This window comes from Sinisalibacter lacisalsi (assembly GCF_014640115.1).
GTDB classification, from domain to species: Bacteria; Pseudomonadota; Alphaproteobacteria; order Rhodobacterales; family Rhodobacteraceae; genus Sinisalibacter; species Sinisalibacter lacisalsi.
On the sequence record NZ_BMGI01000003.1, the window covers coordinates 411,861 to 429,498 of the forward strand.

Annotated in this window: 19 protein-coding genes; 11 read left to right on the top strand and 8 right to left on the bottom strand. The window is 66.8% G+C overall.

The features are described 5' to 3' along the window. Window positions 1-48: 48 nt before the first annotated feature. Together IEW01_RS11490 and IEW01_RS11495 are read left to right on the top strand one after the other, a co-directional pair. On the top strand, window positions 49-1,083 hold the full coding sequence (locus tag IEW01_RS11490) for an endonuclease/exonuclease/phosphatase family protein (RefSeq protein ID WP_188527768.1): 1,035 nt from the start codon (window positions 49-51) through the stop codon (window positions 1,081-1,083). Between the two features lie 47 nt (window positions 1,084-1,130). After that, a complete protein-coding gene (locus IEW01_RS11495) occupies window positions 1,131-1,439 on the top strand; it encodes an AAA+ family ATPase (protein WP_188527769.1) in 309 nt (102 codons plus the stop codon). 4 nt (window positions 1,440-1,443) lie between these two features. Here the strand turns inward: IEW01_RS11495 and IEW01_RS11500 are convergent, their stop codons facing one another. The 6 genes from IEW01_RS11500 to IEW01_RS11525 form a co-directional block, all read right to left on the bottom strand. Beyond that, window positions 1,444-2,979: a Ppx/GppA family phosphatase gene (locus IEW01_RS11500; protein ID WP_188527770.1), complete on the bottom strand. Its 1,536-nt coding sequence runs from the start codon at window positions 2,977-2,979 to the stop codon at window positions 1,444-1,446. 187 nt (window positions 2,980-3,166) lie between these two features. Beyond that, window positions 3,167-5,365, bottom strand: a complete 2,199-nt coding sequence (locus IEW01_RS11505; protein WP_188527771.1) for an RNA degradosome polyphosphate kinase — start codon at window positions 5,363-5,365, stop codon at window positions 3,167-3,169. Between the two features lie 116 nt (window positions 5,366-5,481). Next, complete coding sequence (locus IEW01_RS11510) at window positions 5,482-6,162, bottom strand: P-loop NTPase family protein (protein WP_188527772.1); 681 nt, start codon at window positions 6,160-6,162, stop codon at window positions 5,482-5,484. A 2-nt stretch (window positions 6,163-6,164) separates the two neighbouring features. Beyond that, a complete protein-coding gene (locus IEW01_RS11515; protein WP_188527773.1) occupies window positions 6,165-7,268 on the bottom strand; it encodes an AI-2E family transporter in 1,104 nt (367 codons plus the stop codon). 182 nt (window positions 7,269-7,450) lie between these two features. Continuing rightward, entirely contained in the window at window positions 7,451-7,969 is a 519-nt protein-coding gene (locus IEW01_RS11520) for a fasciclin domain-containing protein (RefSeq protein ID WP_188527774.1), read from the bottom strand. Window positions 7,970-8,083: 114 nt separating this feature from the next. Then, window positions 8,084-8,611, bottom strand: coding sequence for a fasciclin domain-containing protein (locus tag IEW01_RS11525; RefSeq protein ID WP_188527775.1), 528 nt, complete (start codon window positions 8,609-8,611; stop codon window positions 8,084-8,086). Window positions 8,612-8,806: 195 nt separating this feature from the next. Here IEW01_RS11525 and proS point away from each other — a divergent pair, with 195 nt between their 5' ends. The 7 genes from proS to IEW01_RS11560 all read left to right on the top strand — a co-directional run bounded on the left by proS (window position 8,807) and on the right by IEW01_RS11560 (window position 14,659). Further along, entirely contained in the window at window positions 8,807-10,147 is a 1,341-nt protein-coding gene (gene proS, locus IEW01_RS11530) for a proline--tRNA ligase (protein ID WP_188527776.1), read from the top strand. A 104-nt stretch (window positions 10,148-10,251) separates the two neighbouring features. Then, the gene (locus IEW01_RS11535; RefSeq protein WP_188527777.1) at window positions 10,252-10,734 is read left to right on the top strand and encodes a DUF2937 family protein; all 483 of its coding nucleotides are present in this window, start codon (window positions 10,252-10,254) and stop codon (window positions 10,732-10,734) included. Window positions 10,735-11,085: 351 nt separating this feature from the next. Beyond that, complete coding sequence (locus IEW01_RS11540) at window positions 11,086-12,372, top strand: lipoprotein-releasing ABC transporter permease subunit (RefSeq protein WP_188527778.1); 1,287 nt, start codon at window positions 11,086-11,088, stop codon at window positions 12,370-12,372. After that, window positions 12,365-13,069 carry an ABC transporter ATP-binding protein gene (locus IEW01_RS11545; RefSeq protein ID WP_188527779.1) on the top strand — a complete coding sequence of 235 codons (705 nt, stop codon included), beginning with the start codon at window positions 12,365-12,367 and terminating at the stop codon, window positions 13,067-13,069. The genes IEW01_RS11540 and IEW01_RS11545 overlap by 8 nt, the downstream gene beginning before the upstream one ends. 54 nt (window positions 13,070-13,123) lie before the next feature. After that, window positions 13,124-13,606, top strand: a complete 483-nt coding sequence (locus tag IEW01_RS11550) for a L,D-transpeptidase (RefSeq protein WP_188527780.1) — start codon at window positions 13,124-13,126, stop codon at window positions 13,604-13,606. Between the two features lie 21 nt (window positions 13,607-13,627). Beyond that, the gene (locus tag IEW01_RS11555) at window positions 13,628-14,101 is read left to right on the top strand and encodes a L,D-transpeptidase (protein ID WP_188527983.1); all 474 of its coding nucleotides are present in this window, start codon (window positions 13,628-13,630) and stop codon (window positions 14,099-14,101) included. A gap of 12 nt (window positions 14,102-14,113) precedes the next feature. Continuing rightward, window positions 14,114-14,659: a L,D-transpeptidase gene (locus IEW01_RS11560; RefSeq protein WP_188527781.1), complete on the top strand. Its 546-nt coding sequence runs from the start codon at window positions 14,114-14,116 to the stop codon at window positions 14,657-14,659. A gap of 19 nt (window positions 14,660-14,678) precedes the next feature. On the opposite strand, the gene IEW01_RS11565 is transcribed toward IEW01_RS11560, so the two are convergent. Then, window positions 14,679-15,083 carry a PaaI family thioesterase gene (locus IEW01_RS11565; protein ID WP_188527782.1) on the bottom strand — a complete coding sequence of 135 codons (405 nt, stop codon included), beginning with the start codon at window positions 15,081-15,083 and terminating at the stop codon, window positions 14,679-14,681. A gap of 111 nt (window positions 15,084-15,194) precedes the next feature. Here IEW01_RS11565 and IEW01_RS11570 point away from each other — a divergent pair, with 111 nt between their 5' ends. Then, window positions 15,195-15,578, top strand: a complete 384-nt coding sequence (locus tag IEW01_RS11570; protein ID WP_229738216.1) for a c-type cytochrome — start codon at window positions 15,195-15,197, stop codon at window positions 15,576-15,578. Here the strand turns inward: IEW01_RS11570 and IEW01_RS11575 are convergent. Then, a complete protein-coding gene (locus IEW01_RS11575; protein ID WP_188527783.1) occupies window positions 15,556-16,287 on the bottom strand; it encodes a DUF5765 domain-containing protein in 732 nt (243 codons plus the stop codon). The genes IEW01_RS11570 and IEW01_RS11575 overlap by 23 nt on opposite strands. Before the next feature lie 306 nt (window positions 16,288-16,593). On the opposite strand from IEW01_RS11575, the gene IEW01_RS11580 reads away from it, so the two are divergent. Further along, window positions 16,594-17,610 (top strand): BMP family lipoprotein, encoded by a 1,017-nt coding sequence (locus IEW01_RS11580; RefSeq protein ID WP_188527784.1) that lies wholly within the window; start codon window positions 16,594-16,596, stop codon window positions 17,608-17,610. Window positions 17,611-17,638 lie beyond the last annotated feature (28 nt).

The following is a 17,638-nucleotide window of genomic DNA, read 5'->3' on the forward strand; positions in this document are numbered from 1 at the left end:
TCGAATGCAGCCCGGCAGAGCGGGCGCGTCGGGGCCGGGGCCTGAACCATGCTGCGTATCGCGACCTACAACATCGAGTGGTTCAATTCGTTGTTCGATGACGATGGCGGGCTTCTGGAAGATCACGACTGGTCTGCCCGGCAGGACGTGAAGCGCGGCGACCAACTCGCCTCGCTCGGGATCGTCTTCACCGCGATGGACGCCGATGCGGTGATGGTCATCGAAGCCCCCGACGACAACCGCCGCCGGTCCACCGTGCGCGCGCTGGAGGCTTTCGCACATCACTATGGCTTGCGCGCGCGCAAGGCGCTGCTCGGTTTCCGCAACGACACCCAGCAGGAAATCGCGTTGCTCTACAATCCCGATGTGTTCGACGCGGTGCACGATCCGCAGGGCGACGAGACCGGCAAGAAGGGCGCGCGCGACGCCCCGCGCTTCGACGGGGTGTTTCGCTTCGACATCGACGCCGACGCGCAGCCGGAGCTGATCCGCTTCTCCAAACCGCCGCTCGAGGCGCTGATGACGCTGAAGGAAACCGGCCGCCGGTTTCGGATGATCGGGGTGCACATGAAGTCGAAAGCCCCGATCGGCGCGGAAACGCCCGACGAGGCGATGCGGCTCGGGATCGAGAATCGCCGCAAGCAGCTTGCGCAATGCGTCTGGCTGCGCCAGCGGGTGGTCCAGCACCTCGAAGCCGGGGAACCGCTGATCGTTCTGGGCGATTTCAACGACGGCCCCGGGCTCGACGAATACGAAAAGCTGTTCGGCCGTTCCGGGGTGGAAGTGGTGATGGGCGAGGAAGGCAGCCTGAGGCTCTACGACCCGAACGCCCGGCTTGCGTTTTCCCGGCGCGTCGGGGCGGTTCCCGTCACCGCGCGCTTCTACATCCACCAGGAGGAGCGTTACCTCGAGGCGCTGCTCGATTACGTGATGGTTTCGCCCGACCTGCGCGCCAAGGCCGACCCCCGCTGGCGGATCTGGCACCCGTTCGACGACCCCGATTGCTACAAGACGCCCGAGTTGCGCGAGGCATTGCTTGCGGCCTCCGATCATTTCCCCGTCACGCTGGATCTCGCGCTGTAGACCGATTGCGATTTGACAGGCGGGCCGGCCGTACCCACATTCAATCCATGAAACGCTCCTCGCCAATCCTTGCCGCCGCCATGGCGGCCACGCTCGTGATCGCGCCGGCCGGGGTCTGGGCGCAGGACGACGCGCCGCCCCCGGCCAGCCCCGAATTGTCCGAGGGCGCAGAGATGCTGTCGGAAGGTATGAAGCTGCTCCTGCGCGGGCTCCTGGCCGAAAGCGCGGAAGGCTGGAGCAAGCTGGTGGACTGGCTGGACGACCTCAGCCAATACGAACCGCCCGAGCGCCTGCCGAACGGCGACATCATCATCCGCCGCAAGCCGCCGCCGGGACCGGACGAAACCGAGATCTGAGGGCTCAGCCGCGGATTTTCACCACCGCTTCGGCGCCGAGCGCCTGTGCCAGAGCGTCGAACCGTGCCCGCGCCACCTCGCCGAGCAGGTCGGCGGCGTCGCGGTCGATCTCGAGGTGCAATTCTCGCTTCTTCGGCCGCCAGCGCAGCGCCGCCTTCTCGTGCGGCTTGTCGACCGCCAGCATCGCGCCGAACCGCATCGCCTTGCCCAGAACCTCTGCCTTGGCCAGTTCGCTTTCGGGCAGGATGGTAAAGACATCCGAGAAATGACAATTCGCGCGGCTCGACTTGTAGCGATGCAGGAGCGCGACGCCGAGAAACACCCGCTCCTGGTGCGTGAGTCCGCCGAGATTGGCCCGGGTGGCGGCCTCGAAGGTGACCTCGTGGCGGTAGTCGGGATGCGCGCGCCAGCTGACGTCGTGCAGCAGGCAGGCGGCGTGCACGATCCGGAGCCGCGACGGGCTGGCGCCGTTGTAGAGCGGCGAGAGGAACTCGTAGAGTCCCTTGCCGAAGCCGGGGATGCGGGCGTCTTTCTGCTCGGCGAAGCGGCAGGCTTCGATCAGCGGGTCGCGCATGCGCAGCCGGTCGGGCATCTGCTCGTAAAGCAGCCCTTCGCGGATGCCATAGGCCGAGATCGCGATCTCGCGCGGCTGGAAGGTGCGCACGAGCCGCTTGAGCACCAGCGCGGCGATCGGCACCAGCGCCATCCGCGCGCCGGAGGTGCCGGTTTTCTGGCGCAACTCCTCAAGATCGGCCCGGGCGATCCAGTCGAGCGTCTTGCCCAGTTCCTTGGGTGTCATCCGGTATTCGTGCAGAACCCAGAGCGGGTAGTCGCGGCGGAGCATGTCGAGCTTGGCGATCGCGCGCCAGGAGCCGCCCACGAGGTAGAGGCGCTTGGGCCGGATGCCGATCTCGCCGGTGAGGCCCTCCATCACCGCCTTGATATGCGCTTTCAGCCCTTTCTTGCCGCCCTTCATGCCGGAGAGTTTGAGCGGCCCGAGATCGGAGGTGAGCCGCCGGCCGACCTGCCCGCCGGAAATCTCGGCCAGTTCCATCGACGAGCCGCCGATGTCGCACATCAGCCCATCCGCTTCCGGCCAGCCGAGCAGCACGCCCTGCGCCGAAAGCCGGGCCTCCTCCTCGCCGTCGATGACGTAGAGCCGGATGCCGGTTTCTCGTTCCACCTCGGCTCGGAATTCGGCGCCATCTTCGGCGTCGCGCACCGCAGCGGTGGCCACGGCCGAGAGCGGCGGCAGGTGCATGCCCTCGGCCAGAAGCTTGAACCGCTTGATCGCCGCCATGGCGCGCACACGCCCCTCGGGGTTGAGCCGCCCGGTTTCGGAAAGCCCGGCACCAAGGCCGCAGAGGATCTTCTCGTTGAAGAAATAGGCCGGCGACCGCGCCGCGCCGTCGAACACCACCAGGCGCACCGAGTTCGAGCCAACGTCAAGCACGCCCACACGGGAAAGCGCCCGCGCCGAGGGATCCTCGAACAGGGGCCGGCCGAATGGGCCCCAATGCTGTTCGTCGGTTCCGTCCATGATTCCCCCGGGACTGTCCAGAGCGGTTATCGCAAACGAAGCCGCGTGGGGCAATGCGTGCGTCCTTGCGCTGGCGTCGGTGATATGCTGGGGCGGTGCGGGCAAAAAAGGCATGGCAGCCGCTTCGGCGCGGGTCCGGCCGGCGTGCGAAGGGGACCACTTCAGGCCAGTGCCCGCTCTCGCCGCTTCAATCGTGGCTGTGGGCCAGTTCTGGCACGTCCGCTGCGCCGGCCGAGCCACGGCCCGAGAGCGAGGGGTATTCCATGAAGAAGCGGTGGCAGTTGAAGGGCGTGTCGTTGCCGGTGAGGTCTGGTCTTAGGAACGAACCGTCGGGCTGCATCACCCAGGATTGCGCCTCGTCGTGCAGGTTCGCCGCCATCACCTGGCTTACGATCTGCGCCTTCACCGTGGCGTTCGATACCTCCACCAGCGTCTCCACCCGGCGGTTGAGGTTGCGGCCCATCCAGTCGGCCGACGAGATGTAGACCTTCGCCTTTTTCGACGGCAGCCCGTGACCGTTGCCAAAACAGACGATCCGGCTGTGTTCGAGGAAGCGGCCGACGATGGATTTCACCCGGATATTCTCCGATAGCCCCTTGATCCCGGGCCTGAGCCCGCAGATTCCGCGCACCACGAGGGTGATCTTCACGCCCATCTGGCTCGCGGCATAGAGCGCGTCGATCACGTCGGGCTCGATCAGGCTGTTCATCTTGGCCCAGATCTCGGCGGGTTTGCCGTCCTCGGCATATTTCGCCTCGCGTTCGATCCGCTCGATCAGCGTCGATTTCAGCGACAGCGGGCTGATCGCGAGCTTCTCGAGCTTTTCGGGCTGGGCGTAGCCGGAGAGGTAGTTGAACACCCGGGTGGCGTCGCGGCCGAGCGCCGTATCGCAGGTGAAGAGGCTGAGGTCTGTGTAGATCTTCGCGGTGATCGGGTGGTAGTTGCCGGTGCCGAAATGGGTATAGGTGACAAGGTCGTCACCCTCGCGGCGCACCACCGTCGAGATCTTGGCGTGGGTCTTGTAGTTCATGAACCCGTAGACCACGTGCGCCCCCGCCCGCTCCAGCCGGCGCGACTGGCGGATGTTGGCGGCCTCGTCGAACCGGGCCTTGAGCTCGACCAGCGCGGTGACGCTCTTGCCCGCCTCGGCGGCCTCGCACAGCGCCGAGACGATGGGGGAATCCCGGCTGGTGCGGTAGAGCGTCTGCTTGATCGCCACCACGTCGGGATCCTGCGCGGCCTGGGCGAGGAAGCGCACCACGAGGTCGAAGGTCTCGTAAGGGTGGTGCAGCAGCAGGTCTTTCTGCCGGATCGCGGCGAACATCTCGCCGCCGTGATCCTCGACGCGCTCGGGCACGCGCGGGGTGTAGGAGGGCCAGAGCAGGTCGGGGCGCTCGTCGAGCACCAGTTCGGCAAGATCGGCCATGCCGATCAGCCCCTCGACCTCGACGATCTCCTCCTCGATCACGTGCAGCTCCCGGCGCACCATTTCGCGCAGGTCGGCGGGTGCGCCGGTGCTGATCTTCATCCTCACCACCTCGCCCCGGCGGCGGCGCTTCAGCGCGGTCTCGAATTCGCGCACGAGATCCTCGGCCTCGTCCTCGACTTCCAGATCGCTGTCGCGCAGCACGCGGAAGGCGCAATTGCCTTTCTCGACATAGCCGGGAAACAAGGTGTCGAGGAACAGCAGCAGCAGTTCCTCCAGCGGCAGGAACCGCGCCACGCCCTCGGCGGCGGGGAGCCGCACGAAGCGGTTGATCTGGTGCGGCACCGGCAGCAGCGCCTGCAGCTTGCGCTTGTCGGACTTGCGTTCGAGCTGCAGCGCCAGCGCGAAGCCGGTGTTGGGAATGAAGGGGAAGGGGTGAGCCGGGTCGATCGCCAGGGGCGAGAGCACCGGGAAGACGCGGTTGAGGAAAACCTGTTCGAGATGCGCGTGATCTTCGTCCGAGAGCGTCTCGCGGGTGCACAGCACGATCCCCTCGCGCTGCATCTCCGACGAAAGCTGATCGAACACCACCTGCTGATGCGCCATCAGCCGCCGCGCGTCGGCGTTGATCAGCACGAGTTGCTCCGACGGGGTGAGGCCATCCATCGAGGGGGTCATGTTGCCCTCCTTGGCCAGCTCGCGCAGACCCGCGACGCGCACGGTGTAGAACTCGTCGAGGTTGGTGGCCGAGATCGAGACAAAGCGCAGCCGTTCCAGCAGCGGCACGCGCGGGTTCTCGGCTTCTTCCAGCACGCGCCAGTTGAACCCGAGCCAGCTCAGCTCGCGATTGAAGAAGCGTTTCGGCCCGGCGATCTCCTCCGGGTCCAGCGCGACCGGGTCGGGGAAATCGGTTTCGAGATAGTCGGCGCTGAGCGGGGGGGATGCGGTCTCGATGGTCATGGCTCCGTATCGCGTGTTTTCGTAACGGTCAGGTGACGTTATGCGCTTTTGCCGGGGGGAAATCCAGCGTGCCGTAAGGGGTCGATACGCCACCGGCGGCGCGCCGCTTTCGGCGTTCAGAACAGCTCGTCCTGGGCTTCGAGGATCTGGCGGGCGAGGTCGCGGCTCACCGGCTTGCCTTCGGCAAGCGCCGTGGTGTCGAGCGCCTCCACGATGGCGCGTGCGGCGGCGAAGGAGCGGTCGATCCGGGGCAGGAGGTAGCGGATCAGGGTTTCCGGCGGGTCGATCTGGCGGTCGGTGAAAAGCTTCACCAGAACGGCGGCCAGCAGCGCCTCGTCGGGTGGTTCTATCGCCACCACGGGCGTGCCTTCCATCCGGCTGGCGAGATCGGGCAGCGCAAGCCCCCAGCGGCTCGGCGCGGTGGCGGCGGTGACCAGAAGGCTGCCGCCCTCGGCCAGAACGATGTTGTGCAGGTGGAAGGCGGCGGCCTCGGCCTCGGTGTTGCCCGCCAGCGCCTCGGCGTCTTCGAGCACCACGTTGCGCCCGGCCAGAATGGCGGGGTTGGTGGCGCTCAGTGCCTCGGCGGGGATCACCTCGGCCCCGGCCTCCTCGGCCCAGAGCGCGGCGAGATGGCTTTTTCCGGCGCCGGGCGGACCTGTGATCACGAGCTTGCGGCCCGGCCATGTGCGCCAGCCGTCGATCGCGGCGAGGGCCGCGGCGTTGGCGGCGGAAACGAAGAAGTCGCCGCGTCCCCGGGCTTCGCGCTGGGGAAGGTCGAAGGTGAGCTGGCGAGCCATGGTCAGGCGTCGTCCCCGGGCGTTTGGTCTTCCTGCCCGATGGTGAGCGACCCGTCCGACAGCCCCTTGTAGAGCCGCCCTTCCTTGTAGCGTTCCGCGAGGAACCTGACGATCACGCCAATGGCGGCCGCGACCGGCACCGCCACCAGCATCCCGACGAAGCCGAACAGCGAGCCGAAGGCTGCGAGCGCGAAGATCAGCCAGACCGGGTGCAACCCGACAGACGAGCCAACGAGGTTGGGTGACAGGATGTTGCCCTCGAAGAACTGGCCTGCCACGAAAATGGCCACGACGCCGCCGATCATCCACCACTCGCCCCAGAACTGGAACAGGGCCAGTCCGATGGCGAGCGCGCCGCCGACCAGTGCGCCGACGTATGGGATGAAGCTGATGATCCCGGCGACGAAGCCGATCACCACGCCGAAATCGAGTCCGATCAGCATCAGCGCGATGGCGTAGTAGGTGCCGAGGATCAGGCCGACGGTGACCTGCCCGCGAATGAAACTCGCAAGCGTCATGTCGATCTGCTTGGCAAGGCGACGGATCGTTGGCGCATGATCGCGCGGCAGCAGATCGTCGATCTTTGCGACCATGCGATCCCAGTCGAGCAGCATGTAGAAGGCCACCACCGGAACGATCACGATCAGAAAAACCACGCCGAGAACGTTGCGCGCCGAGGAAACCACGGCGTTGATCAACTCGCCGCCGCGTTCCTGGATCGTCGTGCCGAGGGTGTTCAACGACTGGCGCAGGATCGAGCCCTCGTCCATCAGCGAGGGGAATCGCTCGGTGAGGAAGGCCTGCACATCGCGCGCGACGGAGGGGGCGACGTTGACCAGGGCGATCGACTGGTTGACGAGTGTGGGCACCACGAGCAGCGCGGCGGCGGCAAAGACGAGCACCGCGATGAGGGTGATGACGACGGTGGAAAGGATCCGGCTCAGGCCGAGGCGCTGAAGCCTGTCGGCCACCGGGTCGAGAAAATAGGCAACGGCGCCCCCGAGCACGAAGGGCAGCATCACGTCGCCGAGAAACCACAACGCGGCGAGAAAGAGGGCCGTCGCGATGCCCCAGTATCTCATCTGTTTGTCGACCGGCAGTGCCATGCGCGCCCCGCTTCAAAGCATTGCCCTCTCATCGCCTGTTTGGGCTGACGGCGCAAGCATTTCACCGAGATCGGGGCGGCGTGGGCGGCACGTGCCGCGCCTCGAAAAGGAGGGGCGCGGACCCTGAGGAGGTGGTCCGCGCCCCGATCGGGCGACAGGAAGGGCAGGGTCGCCCGATATGGTCAGTGGCAGGCAGGCCGGTCGCCGGGCAGAAGCACCTTGTCGATCACGTGGATCACGCCGTTGTCGGCCATGATGTCGGCGATCACCACGTTGGCGCTCTCGCCCGAACCATCGGCGATCGACACGCCCGAGGCATCCTTGGTGATGCACAGCCGGTGTGAGGTGAGGATCGGTTTGAAGTAGTTCGAGCCGTGCGGGATCATCCCGGCGGTAAGCTTGCGGTCATCGACGTGGTAGAGCAGCACGTTGGTCAGCTGGCCCTTGTTCTCGGGTTCGAGCAGGCTCTCGACGGTGCCGTCCGGCAGCGCGGCGAAGGCGTCGTTGACCGGCGCGTAAACGGTGAAGGGGCCGGGGCCGGAGAGGGTCTCGGCGAGGCCGGCCGCGGTCACGGCGGCGACGAGGGTGGAGAACCGCTCATCCGCGGCGGCGATCTCCACGATGTTTTCGGCCTTGGCCATCGAGGCGGTGGCGCCGGTGAGGGCGAGCGCGGCGAGGGCGGATTTGATGATGGATTTCATGGTGTCTCCCTGGGGTGTGACCGTATTTTCATGACGGTTTGGGGGTGCGACCGGGGCGCGGGACACGCCCCGGTCATGGCGCGGCGAGGGGAAGCCGCGCCAGCAGAGCCGGACTTAATCGCAGCTCACGTCGTTGCCCGGCAGGATCACCTTGTCGATCACGTGGATCACGCCGTTTGAGGCTTCGATGTCGGCGATGATCACGTTGGCCATCATGCCTGAGCCGTCGTCGAGCATCACGCCACCGTCGAGGGTGACGCAGACGTTCGAACCTTCGAGCGCGGTGGGAACGGCAGTGGTGCCGATCGCGATGTCGCCCGACATCACCTTGCCGGAGACCACGTGATAGAGCAGCACGTTGGTCAGATCGCCCTTGGCGTCGGGCTCGAGCAGGCCTTCGACGGTGCCCTCGGGCAGCGCGGCGAAGGCATCGTTGGTCGGGGCGAAGACGGTGAACGGGCCTTCGCTCGACAGGGTCTCGACGAGGTCGGCGGCGGTCACGGCGGCGACGAGGGTGGTGAAGCGTTCGTCGGCCGCGGCGATGTCGACGATGGTGCCCATGCCGCCGTGGTTATCGGCGAAGGCGGCGGAGCCGGCGATCGCGAAGGCGGTTGCGGCGAGGGTGGTCTTGACCTTGAGCATCTGTTTTCCTCCTGGAATGTGTGTCAGATGCAAGTGCTACGCCGGGGGATGTGACAAGGGATCACCGCCATCACGTGGCTGTTACGCGCCGTGATCGGCTCGTATGCCTGCGGTCCCACGTCGCCGCTCTTGCCCGCCCTGTCGCGCCCGGCTAAGGATGCCCGCGAATTGAAACCCCAGCCACGTGAGGCTCCCATGCGCCTGTCCCGCTATTTTCTGCCGGTCCTGAAGGAAACGCCTTCCGAGGCCCAGATCGCCTCGCATCGGCTGATGCTGCGGGCGGGGATGATCAAGCAGCAGACCGCAGGGATCTACTCATGGCTGCCGCTGGGCTTCAAGGTGCTGCGCCGGATCGAGCAGATCGTCCACGAGGAGCAGATTCGCGCCGGCCACATCCCGATGCTGATGCCCACGCTGCAACCGGCCGACCTGTGGCGCGAGTCCGGCCGCTACGACGATTACGGCGAGGAAATGCTGCGGATCCGCGACCGTCATGGCCGCGACATGCTCTACGGCCCGACCAACGAGGAGATGATCACGGACATCTTCCGCGCCCACGTCGGTTCCTACAAGGATCTGCCGCTCACCCTTTACCACATCCAGTGGAAGTTCCGCGACGAGATCCGCCCGCGCTTCGGCGTGATGCGCGGGCGCGAGTTCTTCATGAAGGACGGCTACAACTTCGATCTCGACTATGAAAGCGCGATGCACGCCTACAACCGCCACATGGTGAGCTACCTGCGCAGCTACGAACGAATGGGGCTTCAGGCGATCCCGATGCGCGCTGATTCCGGGCCGATCGGCGGCGACGACACCCACGAGTTCCTGGTGCTGGCCGATACCGGCGAGTCGGAAGTGTTCTATGACAGCGCGATCACCGATCTGCGCCTCGGCGACCGCGAGATCGACTACGACGACTGGGACGAGGTCGCCGCGATCTGCAAGGAATGGACGACGCCCTACGCCCGCACAGACGAAACCCACGACGCGGCCCAGTTCGACGCGCTGCCCGACGAGCGGCGCAAGACCTCGCGCGGCATCGAGGTGGGGCAGATCTTCTATTTCGGCACCAAGTATTCCGAGCCGATGGGCGCGACGGTGCAGGATCGCGAAGGCAACAAGGTCGCCGTCCACATGGGCAGCCACGGCATCGGCGTTTCGCGCCTGGTGGGCGCGATCATCGAGGCCAACCACGACGACAAGGGGATCATCTGGCCCGAGGGCGTCACGCCCTTCCACGCCGGGATCGTGAACCTCAAGCAGGGTGACGCCGAGGCCGACGCCGCCTGCGAAGACCTCTACGCCGCCCTCGTCAGCGCCGGGCTGGAGCCGCTTTACGACGACCGCGAGGAACGCGCGGGCGCGAAATTCGCCACCATGGACCTGGTCGGGGTGCCGTGGCGGATCACCGTCGGTCCGCGCGGTATGAAGAACGGTGTGGTGGAACTGACCTCGCGGCGCTCGGGCGAGAGCGAGGAACTGGCGCCCGAACTGGCGGTGACGCGTCTGAAGGAAATCTACGCCGGCCACCTCTGACCCGCGCCCGTCGGCAGGCTCGCGCCCGCGAGCGGCACCGCGCTTGACCGGCGTGGCCGGGGGCCGCAAGGTTGGAGAAAAGCGCAGGTCGAAAGGGCAGTCTGATGCGGATCCTGGCATTGGCGGGCGGCATCGCGGGCGCGGTGGCGATGTCGCAGTTTCCGACGTTCTCGCAGCAATATGTCCAGCGCCTCTCCGGCGCGGTGGACGAATTGCGAGCCGTCACCATCGCATTCGATACCACCGCGCGGGTGGCGGGGTTGTCGCGCGAGGAGGCGCTGGGCCTGATGGGGGGCTCGGAGTTCCAGAACCGGCTGCGCGACGACATGCGCAGCCGGATCTACCGCTACGAACGGCTCAACGCCGATTACCAGGCCCTCGCCGCCGCCGCACCCCTCGAACGGCTGGCAAAGGCCTACCGCATCCGCGACGCCGATCTCGCCCGGCGCACCTGGGATGATTTCGAACCCGCGATGCCGATGACCACGGAAGGCTTCGTCGCCGCCGGGATCGGTTTCGCCGCCGGCTGGGGGCTGGTGACGCTGCTCCTCGGCCTCGCCCTGAGGCCGCTCAGGCGATTGGCCTAGGCGCCGGCGGGGGGCCAGCCCCCCGCACCCCCCGGAGTATTTCCGCCAAGATGAAGGGGCGCCTTAACCGTGCATTAAGGTTAACGGGTCCATACCGGCATTGCGGGACAGGCTGGAGAGCCGATGACCGCCCAAGGTGAAGCCCCGCCCCACGCTGCCAGCAGACCGGCCCGATGGGGCGGGGTCGTTTTTTTTGGGGGCGGGGTTCATTCCTGCTGCTTCATCCTGGCTCAAATACCTCCCGGGGGTGCGGGGGTGGGAAACCCCCGCTCCCGGCGGCGCCAGGAGCACCGCCCGCTTGACCTTCGCGCGCCCGCGCCGCAGGTTGCCGCAAACCTGAAAGGTATGATCTTGGCCAAGAGCACCGCCCCGTTCTCGCGTTTCGAGTGGATGATCGCCTGGCGCTACCTGCGCGCGCGCCGCGCCGAGGGGGGCGTGAGCGTGATGACGTGGATCAGCCTCGTCGGCATCACCCTGGCGGTGGCCGCGCTGATCATCACGCTGGCGGTGCGCACCGGATTTCGGGCGGAGTTCGTCGATACCATCCTTGGCGCCAATGCCCACGTGACGGTCTATTCGCGCCTGCACATGAACGAGGCGGGGCAGCCGAGCCGGGCGGTCGAGGATTTCGATCTCTGGGCCGGGCAGATCGCCGCGGTGCCCGGCGTGATCCGCGCCGCTCCCCTGATCAAGGGCCAGGTCATGGCCAACAAGGAGGCCGCCAACGCGGGCGTGCAGGTGTTCGGCATCCGCCCCGCCGATCTTGCCACCATCCCGCGCATCGCCAATCCCGACGACAGTCTCGGCAACCTCGACGATTTCGGGGAGGGTATCGCCATCGGCTCGGGGGTGGCGCGCGAGCTCGGCGTATCGCTGGGCGACCGGATCCGCATCATCTCGCCCGACGGGGTGAAAACTGCCTTCGGCACCACGCCCCGGGTCAACGCCTACGAGGTGGTCTATGTCTTCACCGCGGGGCGCTGGGACATCGACCAGACCCGGGTTTACCTGCCCTTCGAGGAAGCGCAGAGCTTTTTCAACAAGGAGGGGTTGGCCGACGAGATCGAGGTGATGGTGGCCGAGCCCGAGGCGATCGACCGGCTGGTCGGCCCGATCGTCGCGGCGGTGGGGCAGACGGCGGCGATCTGGACGTGGCAGGATTCTGCCGGGTCATTCCTGCGCGCGCTCGAAATGGAGGACAACGTGATGTTCGTCATCCTCTCGGTGCTGGTGCTGATCGCCTCGATGAACATCATTTCCGGCCTGGTGATGCTGGTGAAGAACAAGGGGCGCGACATCGGGATCCTGCGTACCATGGGGCTGACCGAGGGCTCGGTGTTGCGGGTGTTCTTCCTGGTCGGCGCGTCCACCGGGCTTGTCGGCACCGCCTTCGGGGTGGTGCTGGGCGTGCTCTTCGCGGTTTACATCGACCCGATCTTCGCGCTCGTCGATTACCTCGCCGGCGGCGGGGTGTGGGATCCTTCCGTGCGCGGCATCTACAACCTGCCGGCCAAGGTCGAACTGGGCGACGTGGGCTCGGCGGTGGCGCTTTCGCTCACCTTGTCGTTCCTCGTCACGCTGCTGCCCGCCCGGCGCGCGGCGCGGATGAACCCGGTGGAGGCGCTGCGCTATGAGTGAACCGGTGCTGGCGCTCGACGGTGTAGAAAAGATCTACAACCGGGGCAAGCCCGGGGAGGTGAACGTGCTGCGCGGGGCGTCGCTCGCGCTGGCGCCCGGCGAGGTGGTGGCGCTGGTGGCGCCTTCGGGCGGAGGCAAGTCCACCCTTCTGCACATCGCCGGGCTTCTCGATACGCCCGACGCGGGCCGGGTGCGGATCGCCGGCGACGACATGACCGACGCTTCCGACCGGGCGCGCACCCGGGTGCGGCGCGAGAAGGTGGGGTTCATCTACCAGTTCCACCACCTGCTGCCCGAGTTCTCCGCGCTCGAAAACGTGGTGTTGCCGCAGTTGGTCAACGGCGCAGGCATGGGCGAGGCGCGGGCGCGCGGCGAGATGCTGCTTGAGCGCGTCGGCGTGGCGCCGCGCGCGGGCCATCGCCCGGCCGAGCTTTCGGGCGGCGAACAGCAGCGCGTGGCCTTCTGCCGGGCGCTGGCCAACGCGCCGCGGCTGTTGCTGGCCGACGAGCCCACCGGCAACCTCGACCCCGAAACCTCCGAAACGGTCTTCGCCACGCTGATGGATCTGGTGCGTGAAACCGGGCTGGCCGCGCTCATTGCCACCCACAACCTCGAGCTTGCCGCGCGGATGGATCGGGTGCTGCGGCTCGGCAACGGTGCGATCACCTCGGCGTCACGCGGGCCTGAAACCGGTTGATATTCCGCCCCTGGCCCCTAAGCATTGGGCCGGGGAATTTGGGATGTCTGCAAGATGATTTTCATTGCCAGCCGTATTGTGTCCGCCGCGCGCCTCGGGTTTGCCGCCACCGCCATACTCGCGGCCCTCGCCGCAGCCGCACCGGCGAGTGAGCGGCTTTCCACCTCGAACCGTTCAAACCAGATCGTGATCCGCGTTGATGTGTCCGACCAGGAAATGACGGTGATGCAGGGCGGGCGCCGGCTCTATTCCTGGCCGGTGTCCACCGCCAAGCGGGGCAAGATCACGCCCGCGGGCACCTATCAGCCGCAATGGTTCTCGCGCAACCATCGCTCGTCGCTCTACGACGACGCGCCGATGCCGTTCTCGATCTTCTATGATGGCAATTACGCTATCCACGGCACCTATTCGACGGCGGCGCTGGGCCGACCGGCCTCGAACGGCTGCGTGCGATTGCACCCGGAAAGCGCGCGCACGCTCTACGAGATGGTCTATGCCCACGGCAAGGACAACACCTACATCGTGGTCCAGGAGTGATGGGGAGGGCGTGACGTGGCGATGCGCCTCCGCCCCCCGCGCGGCCTGGCCCTTCTGCTCGGTCTTGTGGCGCTCGCCGCCTGCACCGAGCCGATCGCACGGCCCGCAGCTGCGCGCTCGGCCGATGAATTGACGGCGGTGATCGACATCTCCGACCAGCAGGTGGAGGTGACCCGCGCGCGGATGAGCGGGCAAGCGGAGGTCTGGCGCTGGCCGGTGTCGACGGGCCGGCCGGGATACGCCACACCCACTGGCACGTTCCGGCCCTTCTTGCTGTCGAAAAACCACCGCTCCTCGCTGTATGATGACGCACCGATGCCGTGGTCGGTGTTCTTCAACGGCGATGTGGCGATCCATGGCAGCTACGAGATCGCCGATCTCGGCCAGCCCGCATCGCATGGCTGCGTGCGATTGCACCCGACCCATGCCGAACATTTCTTCCGGCAGGTGCAGCAAGTGGGCATGGCCAATACCGTGATCTCGGTGGTGCAATAGGGGGGTATCGTGATGAAACTTTTCGGTTCTGTTGTGGCGGTGTTGGCGGTCGGTCTGCTCGCGGGCTGCGAAACGCCGCCCGGCGCGCCCGGTGCGACCACCAGCAGCTCCGGCGCTGGCGCCGGGCAAACCCTGCCGCCGCCGCCGGTTGCCGAGCGGGTGCAGCCGCTGCCCTCGCCGGGGCCCGACAAGGTGCTCGCGGTGGTCGACATCTCCGACCAGCGGGTGACGGCGGTGCGCGGCTATGCGGACGGCCGTCCGCCGGAAACCCATCATTGGGTGGCCTCCAGCGGGATCGAGCGCAAGCCCACGCCGCTCGGCGCCTTCTACCCCGATTTCCTCTCTCCGACGCACGTTTCTTCGATCTACAACGTGCCGATGCCGTGGTCGGTGTTCTTCAACGGCAATATCGCGATCCATGGCGATCCCGATACCCGGATGCTCGGACAGCGCGCCTCCAACGGTTGTGTGCGGCTGCATCCCGCGCAGGCGGAAGTTTTCTACCGGATGGTGGAGGATGTGGGCCTGAGGAACACCACGATCATCGTGCGCGAGTAACCTGCGGGCGCGGGGCCGTTCAGGGCACCGCGAAGGTGGCGGTGGCGGTGGCCACTTCCTTGCCCGAGGGCTCGGCGGTGAGCACGGCGCGGGTGAAGATCAGCGACTTTCCGGCGCGCACGATGGTCGCGGTGCATTCCACCCGCTCGCCGCTGGCCGGGCGCAGAAATTGCACGTCGAGATTGGTGGTGGCGACGGGGCGGAACTCGCGGAAATGCCCGGCGCAGGCGATCACCATGGCGGTGTCGGCGAGCGTGGCCAGGGCCTGGCCCGAGACGATCCCGCCGACACGGGCGATCGCCGGGGTGACCGGGATGGTCAGCACCGCGCCGGTGCAGGCCATGCGCTCGACGCGGGGCGCAAGCGCGCGCACCCAGTCGGCGAAATACTCTTCAAGCCAGCCATTGGCGATCTCGGGGTCCATGCTGCGATCCTGCGCCGCGGCGCGCCTTCGCGCAACCCCGTTCGGCGCGGTCTTGGCCGTGGCGCCGCCCGCCCGGATGAGTTAGTCTTGGAGAAAACGAGAGGTGACGGCATGAAACTGCGAGCGGCATTCCTTGGCATCCTGGCGCTGGCCGCCTGCGAGGAAGAACCCCTGACCGGAGCGGGGCTCTACGCCGCCTATTGCGCCAGTTGCCACGGCGCCGATGCGCGCGGCGGGTCGGTGCCGATCGACGGTGTGGTGGCGCCCGACCTCACGCTGCTGGCGAAAAACAACGGCGGCGTCTATCCGGCGGTTTACGTGATGTCGACGATCGACGGTTACGACCGTGAACGAACCCACGGCGTGATGCCGGTGTTCGGTGGCCTGCTCGAAGAGCCGATCGAAACCTGGGTCGATCCTGATGGCGTGGCCACGCCCACGCCGCGCGCGCTGATCCTGTTGAACGAATACCTCACCGGCCAGCAGGTGGAGTGACGCGCCCTCCCGGGGCAACGCTGCGGCGAATCATCGGGCTGAGTGCGATGAGCACGATGCCGACCGAGAGCAGGCACCAGATTGCCGGCATCTCGTTGGGATTATCGGTGAGCAGCAAGGCGAAGATCGGGCCGAACAGGGCGTGGAAGATCACCAGCCGCCACGCGCCGTAGAACAGCGGCAGGACGAAGGCGGCGAGCAGGTAGGCGGGAAATTCGATCTGTCGCGCGAACCAGTCGCCGAACAGCGTGCCCCACATGTCGTTGAGCGGCACTTCCCAGCCGAGATGCCATTTCCCCGAGATCGTGCACCACTGCGGGCCGCAGAGCACATCGCCCGGCTGGCAGGGTCCGGCCCAGTCGAACGGCGCGAGGCGGAGCAGGATCACCGCCGTCGCGGTGGCCGAGGCGGCGTAGACGAAAGCGCGCATCCTCGGGCTGATATGCCGCGCCACCAGCGCCATCGCGAAGGCGTTGATGAAGATCGGCTGCAGCGCGATGTGCAGGTAGCTGAGCGCGGTGATGGACTTGTTCGAGGGCAGGGAGCATTCGTCGATCACGAGGTAGCCGGCGAGCTGCAGCGCCTCCATTACCGCGAAGAAGCCAATGGTGATGGGGATCGCCGCAGGTTCGCCGCGCCGCACGGTCACCACCGTCGCCGCTGCGCCAAGGCCGACCATGGCCAGCGAGGCTCCTTCGCTCCAGCACATGCGCGGCTCTCCCAAATCGGTTTTCGATGACTTACCGATAGCGTCTTGAGGCCCGCGATGAAACCGCCGATGTGGTTTCCGGCCTGCCGGCGCCGTGTTTTGGCTCCGCGAACGCCCTGTGTCGGTCCCAGGTGTAAAATTATTCCATCCGGACAAAATTTCACGCCTACCCCTTGCCAAGGCGCGTGCTAAGCTTTGCCATGGCCGCCGGGGGAATCGCTGCCGCAGGGTTCGGTTTGCCTTTGATAGCGGGTCTTTATTTCGGCCGCGCCCGACGTCTGGGCGTGGCCTGACAAGGAGGGTTAAATGACGTTTCTGACCAAAACCGGGCTTGCCGCCGTACTCGTCGCCGGCTCCGTCACGGCCGCTTCGGCGTTCACCGCCTGCCAGGTGACCGACACCGGCGGCATCGACGACGCGGGCTTCAACCAGACCGCCTGGAAAGGCGTGCAGGATTCGATGGCCGAATACGGTATCGAGGGCCGCTTCCTCGAGAGCCAGGCCGAAGCCGATTACGAGGCCAACCTCAATTCGCTGCTCGGCGGCGCCTGCGACGTGATCATCACCGTCGGCTTCCTGATGGGCGATGCCACCGCCACCTCGGCCGCCGCCAACCCCGACCAGAAATACTCGATCGTCGACTATGCCTATGATCCGACGATCCCGAACGTCGTCGGCCAGGTCTACGCCACCGACCAGGCCGCCTTCCTCGCGGGCTACCTCGCGGCGGGCATGACCGAAACCGGCGTGCTCGGCACCTTCGGCGGCATCAACATTCCGCCGGTGACGGTGTTCATGGACGGCTTCGTGCACGGGGCCAACCACTACAACAGCGTGCACGGCACCGACGTGACCGTGCTGGGCTGGAACCCCGAGAGCCAGGAAGGCCTCTTCACCGGCAACTTCGACAGCCTCGACGACGGCCGCGCCTTCGCCCAGAACCTCTATGACGAAGGCGCCGACATCATCATGCCCGTGGCCGGCCCGGTGGGTCTCGGCTCGGCCTCGCTCGCCAACGAGCTGGGCACCGATGAGCTGAAGATCATCGGCGTCGACGCCGACCAGACCCAGACCGACCCTGACCGCGCCCACGTCTACCTCACCTCGGTGCTCAAGCGCATGGACGCGACGGTGCAGGCGGTGATCAAGGCGGCGATGGATGACACCTTCGAGGGTGGCCTGATCGTCGGCACGCTTGAGAACGGCGGCGTCGGCCTTGCCCCGTTCCACAGCTTCGAAGACGCCGTTCCGGCGGAATTGAAGGCCGAGATCGAAGAGATCAAGGCCGCGATCATCGACGGCTCGCTCACGATCGGCGGCTGATCAGGAAAAACCAGCGCCGCCGGCCCAA

Bases quoted from the DNA above. Each gene is read 5' to 3' on its own strand.
- IEW01_RS11505 (WP_188527771.1), bottom strand. From the start codon at position 5,365: ATGACCATCGAGACCGCATCCCCCCCGCTCAGCGCCGACTATCTCGAA.
- IEW01_RS11500 (WP_188527770.1), bottom strand. From the start codon at position 2,979: ATGGACGGAACCGACGAACAGCATTGGGGCCCATTCGGCCGGCCCCTG.
- IEW01_RS11555 (WP_188527983.1), top strand. From the start codon at position 13,628: ATGCGCCTCCGCCCCCCGCGCGGCCTGGCCCTTCTGCTCGGTCTTGTG.
- IEW01_RS11515 (WP_188527773.1), bottom strand. From the start codon at position 7,268: ATGGCACTGCCGGTCGACAAACAGATGAGATACTGGGGCATCGCGACG.
- IEW01_RS11495 (WP_188527769.1), top strand. From the start codon at position 1,131: ATGAAACGCTCCTCGCCAATCCTTGCCGCCGCCATGGCGGCCACGCTC.
- IEW01_RS11545 (WP_188527779.1), top strand. From the start codon at position 12,365: ATGAGTGAACCGGTGCTGGCGCTCGACGGTGTAGAAAAGATCTACAAC.
- IEW01_RS11525 (WP_188527775.1), bottom strand. From the start codon at position 8,611: ATGCTCAAGGTCAAGACCACCCTCGCCGCAACCGCCTTCGCGATCGCC.
- IEW01_RS11550 (WP_188527780.1), top strand. From the start codon at position 13,124: ATGATTTTCATTGCCAGCCGTATTGTGTCCGCCGCGCGCCTCGGGTTT.
- IEW01_RS11560 (WP_188527781.1), top strand. From the start codon at position 14,114: ATGAAACTTTTCGGTTCTGTTGTGGCGGTGTTGGCGGTCGGTCTGCTC.
- IEW01_RS11535 (WP_188527777.1), top strand. From the start codon at position 10,252: ATGCGGATCCTGGCATTGGCGGGCGGCATCGCGGGCGCGGTGGCGATG.
- IEW01_RS11490 (WP_188527768.1), top strand. From the start codon at position 49: ATGCTGCGTATCGCGACCTACAACATCGAGTGGTTCAATTCGTTGTTC.
- IEW01_RS11575 (WP_188527783.1), bottom strand. From the start codon at position 16,287: ATGTGCTGGAGCGAAGGAGCCTCGCTGGCCATGGTCGGCCTTGGCGCA.
- IEW01_RS11565 (WP_188527782.1), bottom strand. From the start codon at position 15,083: ATGGACCCCGAGATCGCCAATGGCTGGCTTGAAGAGTATTTCGCCGAC.
- IEW01_RS11570 (WP_229738216.1), top strand. From the start codon at position 15,195: ATGAAACTGCGAGCGGCATTCCTTGGCATCCTGGCGCTGGCCGCCTGC.
- IEW01_RS11580 (WP_188527784.1), top strand. From the start codon at position 16,594: ATGACGTTTCTGACCAAAACCGGGCTTGCCGCCGTACTCGTCGCCGGC.
- IEW01_RS11510 (WP_188527772.1), bottom strand. From the start codon at position 6,162: ATGGCTCGCCAGCTCACCTTCGACCTTCCCCAGCGCGAAGCCCGGGGA.
- proS (WP_188527776.1), top strand. From the start codon at position 8,807: ATGCGCCTGTCCCGCTATTTTCTGCCGGTCCTGAAGGAAACGCCTTCC.
- IEW01_RS11520 (WP_188527774.1), bottom strand. From the start codon at position 7,969: ATGAAATCCATCATCAAATCCGCCCTCGCCGCGCTCGCCCTCACCGGC.